The 18,020-nt window shown below is 67.8% G+C and carries 15 protein-coding genes; 3 read left to right on the forward strand and 12 right to left on the reverse strand.

Annotated features, from left to right (window positions below; all coding sequences use genetic code 11):
* Positions 1-3: 3 nt before the first annotated feature.
* Positions 4-525 (forward strand): O-acetyl-ADP-ribose deacetylase, encoded by a 522-nt coding sequence (locus ACQVBX_RS12350; RefSeq protein WP_431634392.1) that lies wholly within the window; start codon positions 4-6, stop codon positions 523-525.
* Here ACQVBX_RS12350 and ACQVBX_RS12355 read toward each other — a convergent pair.
* The 11 genes from ACQVBX_RS12355 to ACQVBX_RS12405 all read right to left on the reverse strand — a co-directional run bounded on the left by ACQVBX_RS12355 (position 512) and on the right by ACQVBX_RS12405 (position 12,865).
* The gene (locus ACQVBX_RS12355) at positions 512-2,227 is read right to left on the reverse strand and encodes a BatD family protein (RefSeq protein ID WP_431634393.1); all 1,716 of its coding nucleotides are present in this window, start codon (positions 2,225-2,227) and stop codon (positions 512-514) included. The two genes, ACQVBX_RS12350 and ACQVBX_RS12355, sit on opposite strands and share 14 nt — an antisense overlap.
* Positions 2,224-4,125 carry a VWA domain-containing protein gene (locus ACQVBX_RS12360; RefSeq protein ID WP_431634395.1) on the reverse strand — a complete coding sequence of 634 codons (1,902 nt, stop codon included), beginning with the start codon at positions 4,123-4,125 and terminating at the stop codon, positions 2,224-2,226. Before ACQVBX_RS12360 ends, ACQVBX_RS12355 begins: the two co-directional genes overlap by 4 nt.
* Entirely contained in the window at positions 4,122-5,108 is a 987-nt protein-coding gene (locus tag ACQVBX_RS12365; protein ID WP_431638178.1) for a VWA domain-containing protein, read from the reverse strand. The genes ACQVBX_RS12360 and ACQVBX_RS12365 overlap by 4 nt, the downstream gene beginning before the upstream one ends.
* A complete protein-coding gene (locus ACQVBX_RS12370; protein WP_431634396.1) occupies positions 5,101-5,634 on the reverse strand; it encodes a DUF4381 family protein in 534 nt (177 codons plus the stop codon). The genes ACQVBX_RS12365 and ACQVBX_RS12370 overlap by 8 nt, the downstream gene beginning before the upstream one ends.
* Positions 5,634-6,563: a DUF58 domain-containing protein gene (locus tag ACQVBX_RS12375; protein WP_431634397.1), complete on the reverse strand. Its 930-nt coding sequence runs from the start codon at positions 6,561-6,563 to the stop codon at positions 5,634-5,636. The genes ACQVBX_RS12370 and ACQVBX_RS12375 overlap by 1 nt, the downstream gene beginning before the upstream one ends.
* On the reverse strand, positions 6,560-7,558 hold the full coding sequence (locus ACQVBX_RS12380) for an AAA family ATPase (protein WP_431634399.1): 999 nt from the start codon (positions 7,556-7,558) through the stop codon (positions 6,560-6,562). Before ACQVBX_RS12380 ends, ACQVBX_RS12375 begins: the two co-directional genes overlap by 4 nt.
* Before the next feature lie 154 nt (positions 7,559-7,712).
* Positions 7,713-9,899: a type IV pilus secretin PilQ gene (gene pilQ, locus ACQVBX_RS12385; RefSeq protein WP_431634400.1), complete on the reverse strand. Its 2,187-nt coding sequence runs from the start codon at positions 9,897-9,899 to the stop codon at positions 7,713-7,715.
* A 56-nt stretch (positions 9,900-9,955) separates the two neighbouring features.
* Positions 9,956-10,504: a pilus assembly protein PilP gene (locus ACQVBX_RS12390; protein ID WP_431634401.1), complete on the reverse strand. Its 549-nt coding sequence runs from the start codon at positions 10,502-10,504 to the stop codon at positions 9,956-9,958.
* Positions 10,501-11,154 carry a type 4a pilus biogenesis protein PilO gene (locus ACQVBX_RS12395; RefSeq protein ID WP_431634402.1) on the reverse strand — a complete coding sequence of 218 codons (654 nt, stop codon included), beginning with the start codon at positions 11,152-11,154 and terminating at the stop codon, positions 10,501-10,503. Before ACQVBX_RS12395 ends, ACQVBX_RS12390 begins: the two co-directional genes overlap by 4 nt.
* Positions 11,151-11,807, reverse strand: a complete 657-nt coding sequence (locus ACQVBX_RS12400; protein WP_431634403.1) for a PilN domain-containing protein — start codon at positions 11,805-11,807, stop codon at positions 11,151-11,153. Before ACQVBX_RS12400 ends, ACQVBX_RS12395 begins: the two co-directional genes overlap by 4 nt.
* Positions 11,807-12,865: a pilus assembly protein PilM gene (locus ACQVBX_RS12405; RefSeq protein ID WP_431634404.1), complete on the reverse strand. Its 1,059-nt coding sequence runs from the start codon at positions 12,863-12,865 to the stop codon at positions 11,807-11,809. Before ACQVBX_RS12405 ends, ACQVBX_RS12400 begins: the two co-directional genes overlap by 1 nt.
* Positions 12,866-13,114: 249 nt before the next feature.
* Here ACQVBX_RS12405 and ACQVBX_RS12410 point away from each other — a divergent pair, with 249 nt between their 5' ends.
* Both ACQVBX_RS12410 and ACQVBX_RS12415 read left to right on the forward strand, forming a co-directional pair.
* The gene (locus ACQVBX_RS12410) at positions 13,115-15,661 is read left to right on the forward strand and encodes a penicillin-binding protein 1A (protein ID WP_431634405.1); all 2,547 of its coding nucleotides are present in this window, start codon (positions 13,115-13,117) and stop codon (positions 15,659-15,661) included.
* Between the two features lie 70 nt (positions 15,662-15,731).
* Complete coding sequence (locus ACQVBX_RS12415) at positions 15,732-16,400, forward strand: hypothetical protein (protein WP_431634406.1); 669 nt, start codon at positions 15,732-15,734, stop codon at positions 16,398-16,400.
* Between the two features lie 89 nt (positions 16,401-16,489).
* Here the strand turns inward: ACQVBX_RS12415 and ACQVBX_RS12420 are convergent, their stop codons facing one another.
* Complete coding sequence (locus ACQVBX_RS12420; protein WP_431634407.1) at positions 16,490-17,785, reverse strand: citrate synthase; 1,296 nt, start codon at positions 17,783-17,785, stop codon at positions 16,490-16,492.
* Positions 17,786-18,020 lie beyond the last annotated feature (235 nt).

An 18,020-nucleotide genomic window follows, 5' to 3' on the forward strand; every position in this document is an offset into this window, starting at 1 on the left:
ACCATGACCCTGCGCATCATCGTTGCTGATCTCACCACGCTGGCGCAGGACGCCATCGTCAACGCGGCCAATCCGAGCCTGCTCGGCGGGGGCGGCGTGGATGGGGCGATCCACCGCGCCGCCGGTCCGGCGCTGCTGGCCGCGTGCCGAGCGCTGCCGGAGCACTCGCCCGGCGTGCGCTGCGCCACTGGCGAGGCGGTGATCACCCCGGGCTTTGCGCTGGCGGCGCGGCACATCATCCACACCGTGGGGCCGGTGTGGCGCGGCGGCGAACGTGGCGAGGCGGAGCTGCTTGGGCGCTGCTACCGGCGCTCGCTCGCGCTGGCCGCCGAGTACCGACTGGCCAGCGTGGCGTTCCCGGCGATCAGCTGCGGCGTCTACGGCTACCCGGCCGAAGCGGCCGCCGACGTGGCGGTGCGCAGCGTGCGCGAAGCGCTGGTGCAATGGCCGACCATGCAGGTGACGCTGTGCGCGCGGGATGCCGCGATGGCGGCGATCCTGCACGAGGCGCTCAGCGCAGGGTGAAGGGATACAGCGGCGGCAGCGGGTCGTCGCCGGCCGGTGGCGCTTCCTCGCTGCGCCACGCGAACCCCGGCGCAAACGCCCTGGCCAGCGCCTCGCGATCCGGTGCAACCGCTGCGGAGGCGTAGCGCGCGCGCTGCAGCGCGTCGATGGCAGCGCGCTGTTCGGGTGAGGACAGCGCCGCCGACAGCGCATCGAGGTGGCGCAGCGTGGGGCGTTCGGCCTGCGCCCACGCCAGCAATCGATGGGCCTGCGCCGCCACATCCGCTTCGCGCACCGCGTGCAGGAACGCCTGCTTCGCCTCGCGCGGCGCTATCGCCGCCGTGCGCGCGGGCGCCACGGGGAGCGGTGTCGAACGCCGTCGGCGACGCCACCACACGACACCGACCACCACGGTAACCAGCCACAAGCCCAGGCTGGCCAATGCGATCCACACCCAGGGTTGACGCGGAGCCGCGGCGGCGTGGCGATCGTTGGTCGGAGCCGGCGTCGAGGCCTCGGGCGGCGCACTCGACGCGGCCGCCGCGGGAGCGGCCGACGAGACCGTGGCCGCGCCGGCGGCCGGCGCTACGGTCAGTTGGTGGGCCGGGATCGTCGCGGTCTCGGCGTGATCGGTGAGTACGTTCCACCACTTCACGGTGATCGCCGGCACGGTCAGCGTGCCGGCCTTGCCCGGCACGATGGCGAAGGACTGCTGGCGGCGACCAACCACCCACGGGCCATCGGCGCGATTCCCGGTAACCGGCTTGTCCGGGTACGCGGTGGCGCCGTCGAGCATGGGCAGGCTGAGTGACGGCAGCGCTTCGAACGGTAGCCCCGTAGCCTCCATCGTGAGCGTGAGGTTGAACGGTTGGCCCACGCGCAACGGCGTGGCGGCATCGGGCAGGCCGTCGAGGCTGAGGCTGAGCTTGCGCGCCGGCAGCCAGGCCGCGCTGCCCCAGTCGGCCGGCGCCGGCCGGATCGTCACGGTGAGCGGGCGGCTCTGCGCCGAGACGGGCGCCCCCATGCCGAGGAAGCTGTCCGGATCGTTGGGATCGAGCAGGTCGCCCTGGAACGGAATCGGCGGAATCGTCAGCTCGCCGGGCCGCTGCGGCACCAGCACGTAGCGGCGTTCGATCACGTTGTAGATGCGACCGTTGCGCTCGGCCTGGTAGTCGGTGTCGCCGCCGATGCGGCTGACGTCGACACCGTCGATGCGCGGATCGCCCAGCGATGCGTTGGCCAGGTTGGCGGTGTAGAACAGCTTGACGCTCAGCGAGAGCTGCTGCCCAACATAGGCCTGGGTCGGATCGATCGCCGCCTCGACGAACACCGGCCCGGTGGCGCCGCGGGCGGCCGGGTCGGGCGCGGTCACTTCCAGCGTGCGCGGTTCGGTGGTCTCACTACCCACCGTCAGCGGAGGAATGCGCAGCGTGCCCTGGTGCAGCGGGCGCAGCGCCACGCCGTAGGAATACTCCACCGTGCGCTGGCCGTTGACGAAGCTGGTGGTGCTGCCGCTGGACTTGCCCAGCACCTCGAAATCGTTGCTCAGCGGTGACAGATCCGGCGCCGCCAACGGCGCGCTCTGCGAGCGCAGGTTGAGCGTGACGGTATCCCCCAGCTGGGCCGTGCTGCGGTCGAGCGAGGCCTGCACCTGCGCGTGCGCCAGCCACGGCAGCAGCCAGCAGCACAGCACCACGGCAAGCAAACGTAGCGGACGGGTCACGGCTGTTCATCCTCCGTCGGCGCGCCGCCGTGGCGCTGCCGGTATTCGAGTTCGAACTTGCGTCGCAGCAGCGCGCCGGGATCGTCCGGCACGCGCTGCAGCGCCTGGCGCACCTCGGCCGGCAGGTGCGAGGACGGATCGCTGTCGTCGGGCAGGCCGAGCTGGTGCGGCTGGTCGGGATCGGCCTTGGCCGGCTTGCCCTGCTTGGCCAGCGCCTGGTCCATCTGCTGCTGTAGCGCCTTGCGTGCGGCCTCCGCGCGCGCCTGCTCGGCGGCGCGCTGCGCGGCCGTCTGCGGTTTGCCGGCGTCCTGCGACGAGGTATCGCCCGGTTTCTGCGCCTGGTCCTGGGCGTTCTTGTCCGACGGATCACCGGGCTTGCCGGATTGCCCCTGGCCGGCGTCGCCGGCCTTCGGCTTGCCCTGGTCGGAGGGCTTGTCCTTGGACGACGACTGGCCGTCCTGGCCGTTCTGCTGGCCATCCTTGCCCTGGTGATCCTTGCTGTCGTTGTCGTCGCCGTTTTGCGACTTCTGCTGCTGGCGGCGCAGCCAATCCTCGACGGCCTGCTTGTTCGCCTTGGCATCGGCGTTGCCCGGGTCGCGGGCGAGCGCGCGATCGTAGGCGGCGATCGCTTCCTTGTAGCGCTGCTCCTTCGCCAGCGCATTGCCGAGGTTGTACTGCGCGTCGGCGTCGGGCAGCGGCGCCAGCGCCTGCGCCGCACTGGCGTAATCGCCACCGCGGTAGGCCGCGGCCCCACGCAGGGCCGGATCACGCGCCAGTTTGCGCGCGGTGGCGACGTCCCCATGCTGCAGCGCGCGTGCCGCCTGCTGGTCAGGCCGCAACCACAGGTCGCGCCAGCCATCGGCGTGTGCGGTAGTGGGAGTCAGCAGCGGCAGCAGCACCAGCGGTATCGCCAGCAGCCAGCCACGCCGGAACCCCAACGCCACCACCAGCAGCAATGGCAGCAACAGCCACGGGCCGCGGTCGAGCCACTGCTCGCTGCGCGCGTCGTCGCTGGCCGTGGCCTCGCCGCCGCGCAGCTCCGTGTGCAGGGCGTCGATGTCTTTGTGATCGTCAGTGGCCGGCACGAAGCGGCCGCCGCCGGCCGCCGCGAGCGCGGCCAGCGCCGCGTCATCGCGCCGTGCCAGCTCCAGGTTGCCCTGCTCGTCACGCAGAAAACCGCCCTCGGCCAGCGGCACCGGACCGCCGGAGGTGGTGCCGATGCCCAGTACCGACACGCGCACGCCTTGCGCCAGGGCCTGGCGCGCCGCGGCCTGCGCACCCGCATCCGCCTTGTCGGTGATCAGCACCAGCGAGCCACCGCCGGCCTTGGCCTGCATCACCAGCTTCACGCCCTGCTCGATCGCCTGCGCGACGTTATCGCCCTCGGTGGGCATGGTGTCCGGCGCGAGCGCGTCAAGCAGTTCGTCCAGGCTGCTCGCGTCAGAGGTGAGCGGCGCCACCACGAACGCCTCGCCGGCGTAGGCGATCAGCGCGTTCTGGCCATCACGGTTGCTGGCCAACAGGTCGCGCGCCTTGTACTTGGCGCGATCCAAACGGCTCGGCGCCACGTCCTTGGCCAGCATACGCGGCGACAGCGAGATCGCCACTACCTGCGCCGCCCGCTCGGCGTACAACGGCTGCGCCTGGCGGCTCCACGTGGGGCCGGCGAAGGCCAATGTGGCGAGCGTCCAGCCCAGCGCCAGCAGCGCGGTGGAAGCGCGCCGGCTGGTCGGGCGGCCGGTCAACAAGTGGGGCAGCAGCGCCGGGTCGACCAGCCGCGACAGCTCGCGCACGCCCGCATCGGAACGCGCGCTGCTCCATACCAGCAGCGGCAAGGCGAGCAACGCCAGCAGCCACAGCGGGCGCAGGAAATGGAACGCGTGCAACGCCGTGATCATGCCGGGCGCTCCCCGCGCTGGCGTCCGCTGCGCGCGAGCAGCGCGAAGCCGAACAGAAGCACCGCCGCACCCAATGGCCAGCGGAACAGCTCGTGGCGTGGGCGCAACGCCGGCGCACGCTGCGGCATTGGTTCCAGCGCGTCGATGGTGCGATAGGCATCGGCGAGCTGGGCCGTGTCGGTGGCGCGGAAGAAGCGGCCACCGGTCTGCTCGGCCATCGCCGTGAGCATACCCACGTCGAGATCGGCCGAGGGGTTGATCGTTCGACTGCCGAAAAAGTCCGGCACGCTCATGCGGTCCGCACCGATGCCGATGGTGTAGATGCGCACGCCGGCCGCCTTCGCCGCCTTCGCTGCCTCCAGCGGCGCGATGCTGCCGGCGTTGTTGACGCCATCGGTGAGCAGCACCAGCACGCGCGCCTCCTGCGGCAGCGCGGCCAGCCGTTTTACCGACACCGCCACGGCGTCGCCGATCGCGGTCTCGGTGCCGGCCAATCCCACCGCCGCACCCTTGAGCTGGGCGGACACCGCGGAGAGGTCGTAGGTGAGCGGCGTGACCAGGAACGCACGGCTGCCGAACAGCACCAGGCCCAGCTCGTCACCGCTGCGGCGGGCGATGAAGTCGCTGGCAATCGCCTCCACCGCGCCAAAGCGGCTCACCGGGCGGCCGGCCAGGCGCATGTCGTCGGTGCGCATGCTGCCGGAGAGATCCACCGCCAGCATCATCGAGCGCCCGCTGCGCTGCTGCGCCTGCGGTGGTCCCACCCACTGCGGACGCACCGCCGCCGCGACCAGGCACAGCCACGCCAGCGCAAACAGCCCGGCGCGCGAACCGGTTTTTCGCAGCGACACCGTCGCCATCGACGGCAGGCCCGGGTGCGGCAGATGCAGGGCCCGCCCCGGTGCCGCCGGGCGCAGCCAGCGACGCGCCAGCCAGGGCAGCGGCAGCGCCAGCACCAGCCACGGCCAGGCAAGCTCAGGCAGCGTCACGGGACACCTTCCTGTTGCGCCACGTGCGCCGCACGCGCGTCACTGATTGCACGTCGGGAAGCGCCGTCAGCCACTCGCGTACGGCCGACGCCATCGCGCCGATGTCAGTGGCCTCCTGCGGGCGGTACATGGCGTCGTCCAGTTGCATGAGGCGGTCAAGGGTGGCCTGCGATACCGGCACGCGGGCCAGGGTGGTGCGCCATGCCGTGCCGCGCTGTGTCACGGCACCGGCATCCAGGCGACGCGCGGCGCGGCGCAACAGGTCGTGCAGGCCGGCGGCCAGCACCTGGGGCGATCCGGCGCGATCGGCGACCACGGCATCGTGCATCGCCAGCAGGGCGCGGCGGCGACGCGCCCTTTCGCGCGCCTGCCACCAGCGACGTGCGATCAGTCCAAGAACCAGTACCAGCAATCCGGCCAGCACCCACCATCCCGGGGCCGGTGGCCACCAGCCGGGCGCAGGTGGTAAGTGGATGTCCCGCAGGACCGGTCCCGCGGGAGCCTGGGCCTGAGGCAGCATCACGAGCGCCCCCGCACGCCGAGCAGCGCGGCGACCGCGTCGAAGGGATCCTCAGCCGTATTCACGAGGCGGCAGGCGACACCGGTGGCCTTGGTCAGCGCGCGCAGGCGAGCCTGACCCGCGCCCAGCAAACGCGGCAGATCCTGCTGTTGGTGTTCGCCGCCAACGATCCACTCCACTCGCTCACCGTCGTGTTCCAGCGGATAGCGGCCCACGGGGGTGGGCGCGGTCTCCAGCGGATCGGCCACAGCCAGCACGCCCAGCCGGGTTTGCCGTGCCAGTTGCACGAGGTGCCGCCGCGAGGCGTCGTCGCTGCACGCGCCGTCGGTGATCAGCAGGACCCGGCTGGCGCCGTTCAACACCCGCGCGATGTTCTGCAGCACCTGCGACAGCGGCTCGCTGCGCGGCGTGGCGGGCGCGGCATCCCACGCGGCGAGCGCGCCGCACAATGCCAGCGCCCCGCGCGGCCCGGCACGCGGCGCGAGCAGGTCGTCGTGCGCACCAAACCCCATCAAGCCCACCCGTTCGCCGGCCTTCACCGCATACCAGGCAGCCCAGGCCGCGGCGCGCGCCGACTGCACCGACTTGAAGCGCACGCGTGTGCCAAAGCGCATCGAGGCATGCCCATCGACGACGATCAGCAGGCGGCCCTCGCGCTCCTCCTGGAACAGCTTGGTATGCAGGCGGCCACTGCGTGCGGTCAGACGCCAGTCGAGCCGGCGCACGTCGTCGCCACCCTGATAGATGCGCGACTCGGCGTAGTCCATGCCGCGGCCATGCATGCGGCTGGATTGCTGGCCGGAGCGACCGGCGCGGCTGATCTGCTCGGGCAGCGCCGCCTTGCCCACCCGCGCACGTAGCGCGAGCAGCTCGGCCAGCGAGACGCGCGCCGCGCCGTCGCCGTCGGAAAATCGAGGCGGAGCGTTCACGGCAGCGGCACGAGGTCCAGCAGGCGATCGATCACCTGGTCCGCGCGCACGCCCTCGGCCTCCGCCTCGTAGCTGAGCAGCACGCGGTGGCGCAGCACTTCGTGCGCCACCGCGTGGACGTCTTCCGGCAGCGCATAATCGCGGCCGCTCAGCCAGGCGTGCGCACGCGCGCAGCGGTCCAGCGCGATGGTGGCGCGAGGACTGCCGCCCCAGGCGATCCAGCGCTTGAGCTCGGCGCCGTAACGACCCGCATCGCGGGTAGCCAGCACGAGCTGGGTCAGGTACTCCTCCAGCGCCGACGCCATGTGCACTTGGAGCACGGCTTCGCGCGCGTGCATCACGTCGGTGGGCGTCAGCAGGGCGTGCGGCGCGGCATGGGCCTGCGCATGACGGCTGGCCTGGCTGCGCGCGAGCTTGAGGATGGCCAGTTCCGAGGCGGCATCGGGGTAACCGATCGTCACGTGCATCACGAAGCGATCGAGCTGGGCCTCCGGCAGCGCGAACGTGCCCTCCTGCTCGATCGGATTCTGCGTCGCCATCACCAGGAACAGCTCGGGCAGCCGCCAGGTGCTGCGCCCCACGGTGATCTGGCGCTCCGCCATCGCTTCGAGCAGAGCCGACTGCACCTTGGCCGGCGCGCGGTTGATCTCGTCCGCCAGCACGATGTTGTGGAACAGCGGGCCACGCTCGAACTCGAAGCTGCCCGACTGCGGGCGAAACACGTCGGTGCCGGTCAGGTCGGCCGGCAGCAGGTCGGGGGTGAACTGCACGCGATGGAAATCCGCATCGATGCATGCCGCCAGCGCCTTCACCGCGGTGGTCTTGGCCAGCCCGGGTGCGCCCTCCACCAGCAGATGGCCGTCGGCCAGCAGTGCGATCAGCAGACAGTCGATGAGATGCGGCTGGCCGATGATGGAGCGCTGCAGATCCTCCCGCAGTTGCGCAAACGCCTGCTGCAGGGGAGCGGCCAGAGTATCGGGCGAGGTGTCGGTCATGCGGGTTTCCATGTTCGAAGCAGGCTTGGGACCACGCCCCATCATGGAAGTTTTATGCCATCGACGGGTATAGCCCGGTCGTCATGACATCACGCCGCGCGCAAACAGAAAGGGCGGCCATGGGCCGCCCTCTCCTTGCTTACCGTGACAGCGCTTACTGCAGCGTGTCGCTGAGGATGCGCGGCGTCACGAAGATCAGCAGCTCCGCCTTGTCGTTCTGGCGCGAGGTCTTGCGGAACAGCACGCCGATGCCGGGGATGTCGCCCAGGCCCGGCACCTTGGTGATGGTGTTCGCCTTGGTGATCTCGTAGATGCCACCCAGCACCACGGTCTGCCCATTGTCGACCAGCACCGAGGTGTTGAGCTCACGCGTGTCGATCTGCGGCACCTTGCCGCTTCCCGGGGCGTCGATGAAGCTCGCCAGGGCGTCCTTCTTCACGTTGATCTTCAGATAGACGCGGTTGTCCGCGGTGATCGTCGGCGTGACCTTCAGCTCCAGCACCGCGTCCTTGAACTGCACGGTGGCGGTGCCGCTGCCAGCTGCACCGGTCGTGCTGTTCTGGTAGGTCACGTAGCCGATCTGCTGACCCTGGCGGATGACCGCTTCCTGCTGATTGGCCGTGATCACACGCGGACTGGAGATCACCTCGCCGCGACCTTCGGTCTGCGCCGCCGACAACTCAAGATCGACAAGGTAGTTGGCACCGAGAATGGCCAAGCCAAAGCTTCCCGCCGGGCCACTCACCGGGAGATTGACGTTGAAGCCACCGGAGCCCGTCTGATAGGTGGTCACGCCGCTCGCATTCGCGGAGCCGGCGTTGTTGTTCGCACGCTCGATGGCCAGGCTCGCCGCGCCGTTGGCACCGCCTTGCGGAGAGGTGGTGATCACATTGCCGCCGCTGGTGGTGTGCAGGGCCTGCAAGCCCCACTTGGTGCCCAGCTCGCGGGTGAACTGGTCAGTGGCCACCACGATGCGGGACTCGATCAGCACCTGCTGCACCGGACGATCCAGCACGGCAATCAGTGAGCGCAACTCCTTGATCTTCTCGGGGCTGTCGTTGATCAAAAGGGTGTTGGTGCGGTCGTCAAACGAGACACTGCCGCGCGGTGACAGGAATCCGCGGCTACCGCCCGTCCCACCACCGCCGCCACCCTGCTTGCTGCCCGTGGTGAGCAGCTTGGCGATGTCGGCAGCCTTGCCGTAGCTGATCGGCACGTAGTCCGTTACGAGCTCGGCGTTGTCTTCGGCCTTCATGCGAGCGTCGGCCACGTCCTGCTCGTACTTGGCCAGTTCGGCCTGGGGCGCAATCCACACCACGTTGCCGCTACGGCGCTTGTCCAGACCCTTGGCACGCAGGACCACGTCCAGCGCCTGGTCCCACGGCACGTTCACCAGGCGCAGCGTCACACTGCCGCCCACCGAATCCGAAGCCACCAGGTTCAGACCGGAAATGTCCGCCAGCAGCTGCAGCGCGGAGCGCACCGGGATGTCCTGGAAATTGAAGGTGACGCGGCTGCCGTTGTAGACCGGCTCCTGACCCTTGGCGACCTTGTCGGGTGCAGCCTTCTTCGGGGCGATCTCGACGACGTACTGGTCGCCGGACTGGTACGAAGAGGTGTCGACGTTGCCGCCCGTGCGGATCTCCATGCGGGCGCCGGTGCCGCTGGCGCGCGTGACGATGGACTGCACCGGCGTGGCGAAGTCCGTCACGTCCAGTCGCTGTGCCTGGCTGGGCGGCAGGTTCACATGCTCCAGATCGACGATGACCTTGTCGCCCTCGGTGTGGATGTTCGCATTGGCACCGGCACCGCTGAAATTGATCAGCACGCGGCCTTCACCTTTGGGCCCGCGGCGGAAATCGACGTTGGAGATGGCCGGGCCGCTGCTGGCCGACGGCAAGCGCTTGGACGGATCGATGGTCGCCGCGGTGGTAGTGGTCTGGGCGGCACTGCCGTTGTTGACCGTCAGCACCAGGCTGTTGCCATCCACGCGCGAGGTGTAGGTGGATTCACGCATCAGCTCGACGACGACGCGCGTGCGCCCGCCGGCCGACACGGCCGAAACCCCGGAAGTGGAGCCCTTGCCGATGTCGAGATGGCGAGGCGCCGCGTTGTCGGTATCGGCGAAATCCACCGCGATGCGCGGCGGCGTGCCGGTGGTGAAGATGCTCGGCTGGGGCACCTGGCCCGAGGCGAAATTCATATGCAGCTCGACGCGGCCACCGGGCAGCACGTCATAGCTGATGTCTTTCAGCGTGGCGGTGGCGGCCGCGGCGGATTGCGCCCAGAACGCGCTCGTCGCCAGCAGGGACATCACCAGGTAACGGCGTGCTTGGCGCATGATTCGGCCCTGAACAGGTGTGGTTTGGTTGCTCATTGCATCAGCCCCTGTGTTTCCTATTTCTCGCCGAGCGCGATGCTGGCCGGACGTTCCATCCAGCCACCATTACCGTTGGAGATCAGTTCCACGAGATCGACGTGGTCGTCGCTGATCGCGGTGATTCGGCCGTAGTTCTGGCCCATGTATTCGTTCTTGTGCACGCGATGGATCACACCGCCCGGGTCCTTGATCAGCACCTCGGTGTTGGCACCGGTCCCCACCGTGCCGACCATCTTGAGGCTGTCGAGCGCGAACATCTCCAGCGGCTGCTTGGCGCGGTTCTCGTCCGGGCGCGGCCCGGTCGAAGCGGCCGTCGAGGTCGGCTGCGTTTCGGCAGAGCTGGGGCTGAACGGATCGCGATCGCCCTGATCGCTGTACTCGAAGGTCTCGAAGGTGCGGATCACCGGCAGCGGATCGATCGGCGCGCCCTTCTTGAGCTTCTCCTTGGCGACCCAGTCGCGCAGGTCGGACATGCCGCGGGTGCAGCCCGCGAGCGCAATGAGCGCGCCACACAGGGCGGCCACGCGCAGCATGCGGTTATGCCTCATGGCGAAAGACTGGCTCATTTCCGCCCCCTCTTGTTGCCCTTCGCCTTGGCCGCCTTGCCATCGGACGTCTCGTCGTCGTCGAGGTAACGGTAGGTTTTGACCGTGCCTTGCAGCACTAGCTGGCCGCTGCCCTCGGAGCCCTGCTTGGGGGTCAGCGATACGTCATGCAGCGTGAGGATCACTACGCGCGGCAGCGAGGCCACACCGCTGATGAAGGTGCCGAACTGGTGGTACGTACCGGTCATCCGCAGCGAAATCGGCTCTTCGGCGTAGAAGTCCTTCGGTGTTTCCGCGCCTGGCTGGAACAGATCCACCTCAAGGCCTGCCGACAGGGCCGTCTGCGAGATATCGACCAGCAGCTCGGGCATCTCGGTCTTGCCCGGCAGCTGACGCAACAGCTGGCGCAACATGTCCTGCATCTCGTCGAGCTGCTGCTGCAGGGCATCGAGATTGACCGCCTTGGCCTGCTTCTGTGCGAATTCCTGCTTGAGACTCTCTTCCTTGGCCGCCAGCGTCTGCAGCGAATCCTGTTGGTCGCTGATGTAGAGGTACCAGCCCAGGAAGCCGATCACCACGAACAGCAGCGCGGTAAAGAAAATCTTGATGGATTGAGGCCAGCCACCGATGTTGTTCCGATCGAGGCTGCGCAGATCGTCGAAAAATTTCATGGCTTGGCCCCTCCCGTCGACGGCTGTGCGGCTGGCTTGCCCGCGGTCGTGGCCGCCGGTGTTGCGGCGGCGTTGGGGGCCTTCATCACGTCACCAGCGGGGGCGTCATCCTTGGGGCGGCTCAGCGAAACGTTCAGCCCGAAGGTGTAGGGCATGCGCTGGTCCTTGTGGAGGTTTTCGGTCTTGCGCAGATCCGCATGCCCCATCCACGGCGACGCCTCGATGTTGCGCATGTACTCGGCCACGCTGGCGTTGGATTGCGCGACACCATCGAGCGACATCGAATTACCGCTCTGCTTCAAGCCGACCAGACGTGCACTGGCCGGGATGGTTTTCACCAGTTCGTCGAACAGATGGACCATCTGCGAACGGTTGGCCTGCAGCTGCTCAATGATTTGCTTGCGTGCCAGCAGACGGTCGCGGACTTTCTCCAGATCCTTGATCTTGGCGATCTTCTCGTCGAGCTGCTTGATCTCGGTCTGCAGGTAGGCGTTGCGTTCGTTCTGGTTGTCGATGCGCAGGCCCATCCACCAGGCCCAGACCAGCACGCAAAGCAGGGCGGCCACGGCGGCCGCACCCAGTTGCATAAAGAACTCGCGCTCTCGCTGCTTGCGGCGCTCCGCGCGCCACGGGAGGAGGTTGATATGTGCCATCAGTCGAAGCTCCTGAGCGCAAGGCCGACGGCAATCATCAGCGCCGGGGCATCCTGGGCGAGCGCCTGGGCCTGCACGCGCGAGGAGAGCGACATGCGGGCCAACGGATTGGCCACCACGCAGGGAATGCCGAGCTGCTCTTCCAGCATCGGCGCCAGACCTTCGATGGAAGCACAGCCACCGGCCAGAACGACCTGATCGACCTTGCTGTATTCGCTGCCCGCGAAGAAGAACTGCAGCAGGCGGCTGATCTGCTGGGTCAGCGACTCCTTGAACGGCTCCAGCGCCTCGGTCTCGTACGATTCCGGCAGGCCACCCTTGCGCTTTGCGCGGCCGGCCTCCTCATAGGACAGACCATACCGGCGCATGATTTCGTCGGTGAGCTGCTTGCCGCCGAACACCTGTTCGCGCGAGTAGATGGTGCGCTGGTTGCGCAGCACAGAAAGGGTGGTCATGGTGGCGCCGATGTCGACCACGGCGACCAGGGCGTCGCGACCGACATTGAGCTGGTCCGCCAGCATGGCAAAGGCGTTCTCGAGTGCGAACGCCTCCACGTCGATCACCTTGGCGGTCAGTCCGCCCAGATCAAGGGCGGCCACGCGCATGTCCACGTTCTCGGTGCGCGAGGCAGCGAGCAGGATGTTGTTCATGTCCGGGTTGTCCCGAACCGGCCCCATCACCTCGAAATCGAGGCTCACCTCGTCAATCGGGTAGGGAATGTACTGGTTGGCTTCGACCTGGATCTGTCCTTCGAGATCGTCCTCGGACAGCTCGCTGGACATCGGCACGACGCGGGTGATCACCGCCGAGCCGGCCACCGCCGCACAGGCGTGCTTGAGCTTGGAGCCCGACCGCGCCAGCGCGCGCCGGATCGCCTCACCGACCGCCTCGACCTCGACGATGTTCTTCTCGACAACCGCGTTGGGGGGCAGCGGCTCGACCGCGTAATGCTCGACGCGGTAGCGGCCACCGGCCTGGCTGAGCTGCAGCAGCTTGACGGCAGTCGAACTGATGTCGACACCAATAAGCGGCGGCTTCTTGGGTGTAAAAAGACCCACGGTTTGTCCCCCTTCCCCTGGCACTCCAGCCGGTTCCCGGCGGATGTGCGCTGGCATTAAATCCAAAAATTAACGCAATAGCAACGGTATACGATCACTTTCTCGACTCGGTGGCGTGATGGGACACACATTTGAGTCATCCAGCTCTTTGGCCGGTTTTCTGCCCCTGCGCGCCACACGACCCTGTAGGCGATAGTGCTACATCTATACTCTTGCACGTTTTGACTCAGGTCTCGCTACCTCCACATCATGCGAATTTTGAAGCGTTTGCTCCGCTGGGCACTGATCCTGGCCTTCTCGGGACTGCTGCTCGGCGTAGCCGCCATCGGCGTCGCCTACTGGCTGATCTCCCCTCGCCTGCCCAATGTCGATGAGCTGAAGGACTACCGCATGCAGGTGCCTCTGCGGGTGGAAAGCGCCGACGGCAAGTTGATCGCCACCTTTGGCGAAACCCGGCGCATCCCGGTGGACATCAACAAGGTGCCCGACCGACTCAAGCATGCGGTGCTGTCGGCGGAGGACGCCGATTTCTATACGCATCCCGGCTTCGACTGGCACGGTATCGCTCGTGCCGCATGGCACGTGATCATCTCCGGCGGCGACAAGGGCTCCGGCGGTTCCACCATCACCCAGCAGGTGGCACGCAATTTCTTCCTGAGCCCGGAAAAGCTCTACTCGCGCAAGCTCACCGAAATCTTCATCGCGGTGCGGATGGAGAACGAGCTCACCAAGGACCAGATCCTGGAGCTGTACCTCAACAAGATGTTCCTCGGGCACCGCTCCTACGGCGTGGCGGCCGCTGCCGAGTACTACTACGGCAAGACGCTCGACCAGCTCACGATCGCCGAGTGCGCCACCATCGCCTCCACCTTCCAGTTGCCCTCGGCGGTCAATCCCATCAACAACCCGGCGCGCATGCTGGCGCGGCGCAACTGGGTGCTGGGACAGATGCTGGAGCACCGCTACATCAGCAAGGTGGAGTACGAGCAGGCCGTCAAGGAACCCAACGGCGCCTTCGCGCACGAACAGCCGATCGAGGTCGATGCACCCTACCTGGCCGAAATGGTCCGCCGCCAGGTGCTCGACCGCCTGGGCAACGACGCGCTCACCGAAGGCTACGTGGTGAAGACCACGGTGCAGAGCAGCCGACAGACGGCCGCCGTGGATGCCCTGCGCAACGGCCTGATCGCCTACGACCGCCGCCACGGCTGGCGCGGCCCCGAAGCCCACACCGACCTGGCCAGCAGCGCCAGCACCGCTAATCTCGATGAGCTGCTGGCGAGCTACAGCAGTATCTCGGGCATGCAGCCGGGCGTCGTGACGGCGGTGTCTCCGACCGAGGCCACCGTCTACCTGGCCAGCCACGACAGCGCCACGCTCGACCTGGCCGCGGTGAGCTGGGCCCGCCCGTACATCAGCGATTCGCGGGTGGGGGCCACCCCCAAACAGGTGGACAGCGTGCTCAAGCGGGGCGACATCGTGCGCCTCTCGCGCAACGACAAGGGCGTATGGGAGCTGGCACAGGTGCCGAAGGCGCAGGCCGCACTGGCGTCGGTGAATCCCGAAGATGGCGCGATCCAGGCCCTGGTCGGCGGTTTCAGCTTTGCGCGGAGCAAGTTCAATCGCGCCGTGATGGCGGCGCGCCAGCCCGGCTCCAGCTTCAAGCCCTACATCTATTCGGCGGCGTTCGACCGCGGCTTCACGCCGGCCTCGATCGTCAACGACGCGCCGCTGGCGCTGCCCGACCCGTCCAAGCCCGGCGGGCTGTGGACGCCAGCCAACGATGACGACAAGTTCGACGGCCCGATCCGCCTGCGCGAGGCGCTGGTGCAGTCCAAGAACCTGGTGTCGGTGCGGCTGCTCGATGCCATCGGCGTGCGCTATGCGCGCGAATACGCCACCCGCTTCGGCTTCTCGCTCGACGCGCTGCCGCCCAATCTTTCCATGGCCCTCGGTACCGCCTCGGTCTCCCCGATGGGCATGGCCCGCGGCTACGCCGTGTTCGCCAACGGCGGCTATCTGGTCAAGCCCTACTTCATTCGCGAGATCGACGACCGCGACGGCAAGCCGGTGTACCTGGCCAACCCCGCACGCGCCTGCCGCTCGTGCCAGGAACGACTGCTCGACACCAGCCCGCCCGGACCGCCGCCTGCCGAGAGCACCGCACCCGCCGCAACGGCAGCGGTCGCCGCCAGCGGCGCCGACCCGGCTGCCAGCAGCAGCACCGCCGACACCGTGGGTGACGCCGTCCTGCCCAGCGACGCGCACGACAACGCGAAGGCGCCCCCGGTGCTTGCCCCGCACGTGATCGACATCCGCAACGACTATCTCGTGACCTCGCTGATGAAGGACGTGATCCTGCGCGGTACCGGGGCGGCCGCCCGCAAGCTCGGGCGCGAAGACCTGGCCGGCAAGACCGGCTCGACCAACGACCACCGCGACGCCTGGTTCGTCGGCTTCAACGGCGACCTGTCCACGGCGGTGTGGGTCGGTTTCGACGACTTCAGCTCGCTGGGCCGCGCCAACGGCGTCGGCGAGTTCGGTGCGCAGGCTGCGCTGCCGATCTGGATGGATTACATGGGCAGCGCCCTCAAGGGGCTGCCGGTGAACATGCTGTCTATGCCGCCGGGCATCACCACCCTCACCATCGACCGCAGCACGGGCTTGCCTGCCGCGGCCGGAGACACCAACACGATGTCGGAGATGTTCAAGGTGGAAGACCTGGACAAGCTGCGCAGCCAGGCGGCGCAGCAGCAGCAGGAGCAGGACAAGCAGCACGCGTACGACATTTTCTGACGTAGCGGTTAGGATCGGAGCGCCCGCCGTCGCTATCCGGACGGCGGCTTACCCGATGAAGGAGCGAGACATGGCCCGAGGCGAGCACCACCGCATCCACGCCCATGACCGCCTGCAGCGCAATCGCTTGCGCGTTGCCCAGGAAGCCGCCCGCCTGATGAGCGAGCACGGCATCCGCGACTTCCACCACGCCAAGTTGAAGGCCTCCGAAAGGCTGGGCATCCTCGATACGCAGAGCCTGCCGCGCAACGACGAGATCGAGCAGGCACTACGCGAGCATCAGCGGATCTTCCAGGCCGACACCCAGCCACAGCGCGTCCGCCGTTGTCGCGAAGCGGCGGTGGAGGCGATGCGCTTTCTCGCGGCCTACCAGCCGCGCCTGGTCGGCGCCGCGCTCGAAGGCACCGCGGACGCGCACTCGGCGGTGTGCCTGCACCTGTTTGCCGGGGATCCGGACGACGTGCTGCGCTTTCTCGATGAGCACGGCGTGCCGTTCGAAACGCAGACCCGCCGGCTGCGACTGAGTCGCGACGAATCGGCGGAATATCCGGTGCTGCTGTTTTCCGCCGACGGATTGCCGTTCGACCTCACCGTGCTGCCGACCGACTCGCTGCGTCAGCCGCCGCTGGACCGGATCGACGAGAAACCGATGCGGCGCGCCAGCGTCAGCGCGGTGGAACAGCTGCTGTTCGAAGACGGTGACGACGACCTGGAACGCAAACTCGCGGCCCTGCGCTAAGCCAGCGCGACGGCGAAAACAACAACGCCCCGGCATGCCGGGGCGTTGTTTTGTGGGCCGGGTCGTTCACCCGGCCGCGCTCCGCGCGCTCAGCGCTTGGCGACCGCCACGAAGTCGCGCGGTGCAGCGCCGGTGTAGACCTGACGCGGACGACCGATACGCGACCCCGGGGTCTCGTGCTGCTCGATCCAGTGCGCGATCCAGCCGGCGGTGCGCGCGATGGCGAACATCACGGTGAACATCTCGGTCGGGATACCCAGCGCCTTGTAGATGATGCCCGAGTAGAAGTCGACGTTCGGATAGAGCTTGCGCTCGACGAAGTAGTCGTCCTTCAGTGCGGCCTCTTCCAACTTCATCGCCACGTCCAGCAGCGGATCGTTGACGCCGAGCTCGGCCAGCACCTTGTGGCACATCTCGCGGATGATCTTAGCGCGCGGATCGAAGTTCTTGTAGACGCGGTGGCCGAAGCCCATCAGGCGGAAGTTGTCGTTCTTGTCCTTCGCGCGCTTGACCGCGGTTTCGACCTTGTCCGGGCTGCCGATCTCCTCGAGCATCTTCAGCACCGCCTCGTTGGCGCCGCCGTGCGCCGGACCCCACAGCGCGGTGATGCCCGCGGCGATCGAGGCGTACGGGTTGGCGCCGGTGGAGCCGACCAGGCGCACGGTCGAGGTGGAGGCGTTCTGCTCGTGATCGGCGTGCAGGATGAACAGCAGATCCAGCGCCTTGGCCGCCACCGGATTGAGCGTCAGCGGCTCGCTGGGCACCTCGAACATCATGTGCAGGAAGCGCGTGACGTACTCGAGGTTGTTGCGCGGATAGCGCATCGGCCAGCCGATCGAATAGCGGTACGCAGCCGCGGCGATGGTCGGCATCTTGGCGATCAGGCGGATCGCGGCGAGCTTGCGGTCGTCCGCGTTATCGACGTCGAGGTCGTCATGATAGAAGGCCGACAGCGAGGCTACCGAGGCGGCCAGCATGGCCATCGGGTGGGCGTTGTGATGGAAGCCCTGGAAGAAGTTCTTCAGCGACTCGTGCATCATCGTGTGATGCGTGATCTGGTGCTCGAAGGTGGCGAACTCTTCCTTTTTCGGCAGCTCGCCATTGAGCAGCAGGTACGATACTTCCAGGAAGTTCGAATGCTCGGCGAGCTGCTCGATCGGGTAGCCGCGATACAGCAGCACGCCCTCGTCGCCATCGATGTAGGTGATCGCACTCTTGGTGCTGGCGGTGCTGCCGAAACCGGGGTCGTAGGTGAAGTGGCCGGTGTCCTTGTACAGCGTGCCCAGGTCGATGCACGACGGGCCCAGCGTGCCACTCACCAGGGGCAGCTCGCTGCTGCGGTTGTTCGACTCGTCGGTCAGCTTGACGATCTTTGCATCGGACACGGAAACCTCCTTCACGTATGTCACCGCCGCCGCGGCCGCAAGACGGCTCCGGCTGGCGAGGGAATCGGGGCAGCGGCGGCGGGGAAACCGGCGCTGCAGCAGGCGCCGTGGCACCTGGGCTCGCCATTATCGCACAACCCCATCGCCGACATCCGTCAGCGGATGGTCTAGTGTCGGGCGCAAAAAAACACGGGGCAGACCGCGGCCTGCCCCGTGTTCGATGCCCGGTCGGCAG

The sequence above is a fragment of the Dyella thailandensis genome, from assembly GCF_050749815.1.
Taxonomy (GTDB): domain Bacteria; phylum Pseudomonadota; class Gammaproteobacteria; order Xanthomonadales; family Rhodanobacteraceae; genus Dyella_A.

Excerpts from the sequence above, each read along its gene's own strand:
- ACQVBX_RS12360 (WP_431634395.1), bottom strand. The coding sequence starts at position 4,125 with ATGATCACGGCGTTGCACGCGTTCCATTTCCTGCGCCCGCTGTGGCTG.
- ACQVBX_RS12400 (WP_431634403.1), bottom strand. The coding sequence starts at position 11,807 with ATGGCACATATCAACCTCCTCCCGTGGCGCGCGGAGCGCCGCAAGCAG.
- ACQVBX_RS12390 (WP_431634401.1), bottom strand. The coding sequence starts at position 10,504 with ATGAGCCAGTCTTTCGCCATGAGGCATAACCGCATGCTGCGCGTGGCC.
- pilQ (WP_431634400.1), bottom strand. The coding sequence starts at position 9,899 with ATGCGCCAAGCACGCCGTTACCTGGTGATGTCCCTGCTGGCGACGAGC.
- ACQVBX_RS12410 (WP_431634405.1), top strand. The coding sequence starts at position 13,115 with ATGCGAATTTTGAAGCGTTTGCTCCGCTGGGCACTGATCCTGGCCTTC.
- ACQVBX_RS12395 (WP_431634402.1), bottom strand. The coding sequence starts at position 11,154 with ATGAAATTTTTCGACGATCTGCGCAGCCTCGATCGGAACAACATCGGT.
- ACQVBX_RS12415 (WP_431634406.1), top strand. The coding sequence starts at position 15,732 with ATGGCCCGAGGCGAGCACCACCGCATCCACGCCCATGACCGCCTGCAG.
- ACQVBX_RS12350 (WP_431634392.1), top strand. The coding sequence starts at position 4 with ATGACCCTGCGCATCATCGTTGCTGATCTCACCACGCTGGCGCAGGAC.
- ACQVBX_RS12370 (WP_431634396.1), bottom strand. The coding sequence starts at position 5,634 with ATGCTGCCTCAGGCCCAGGCTCCCGCGGGACCGGTCCTGCGGGACATC.
- ACQVBX_RS12380 (WP_431634399.1), bottom strand. The coding sequence starts at position 7,558 with ATGACCGACACCTCGCCCGATACTCTGGCCGCTCCCCTGCAGCAGGCG.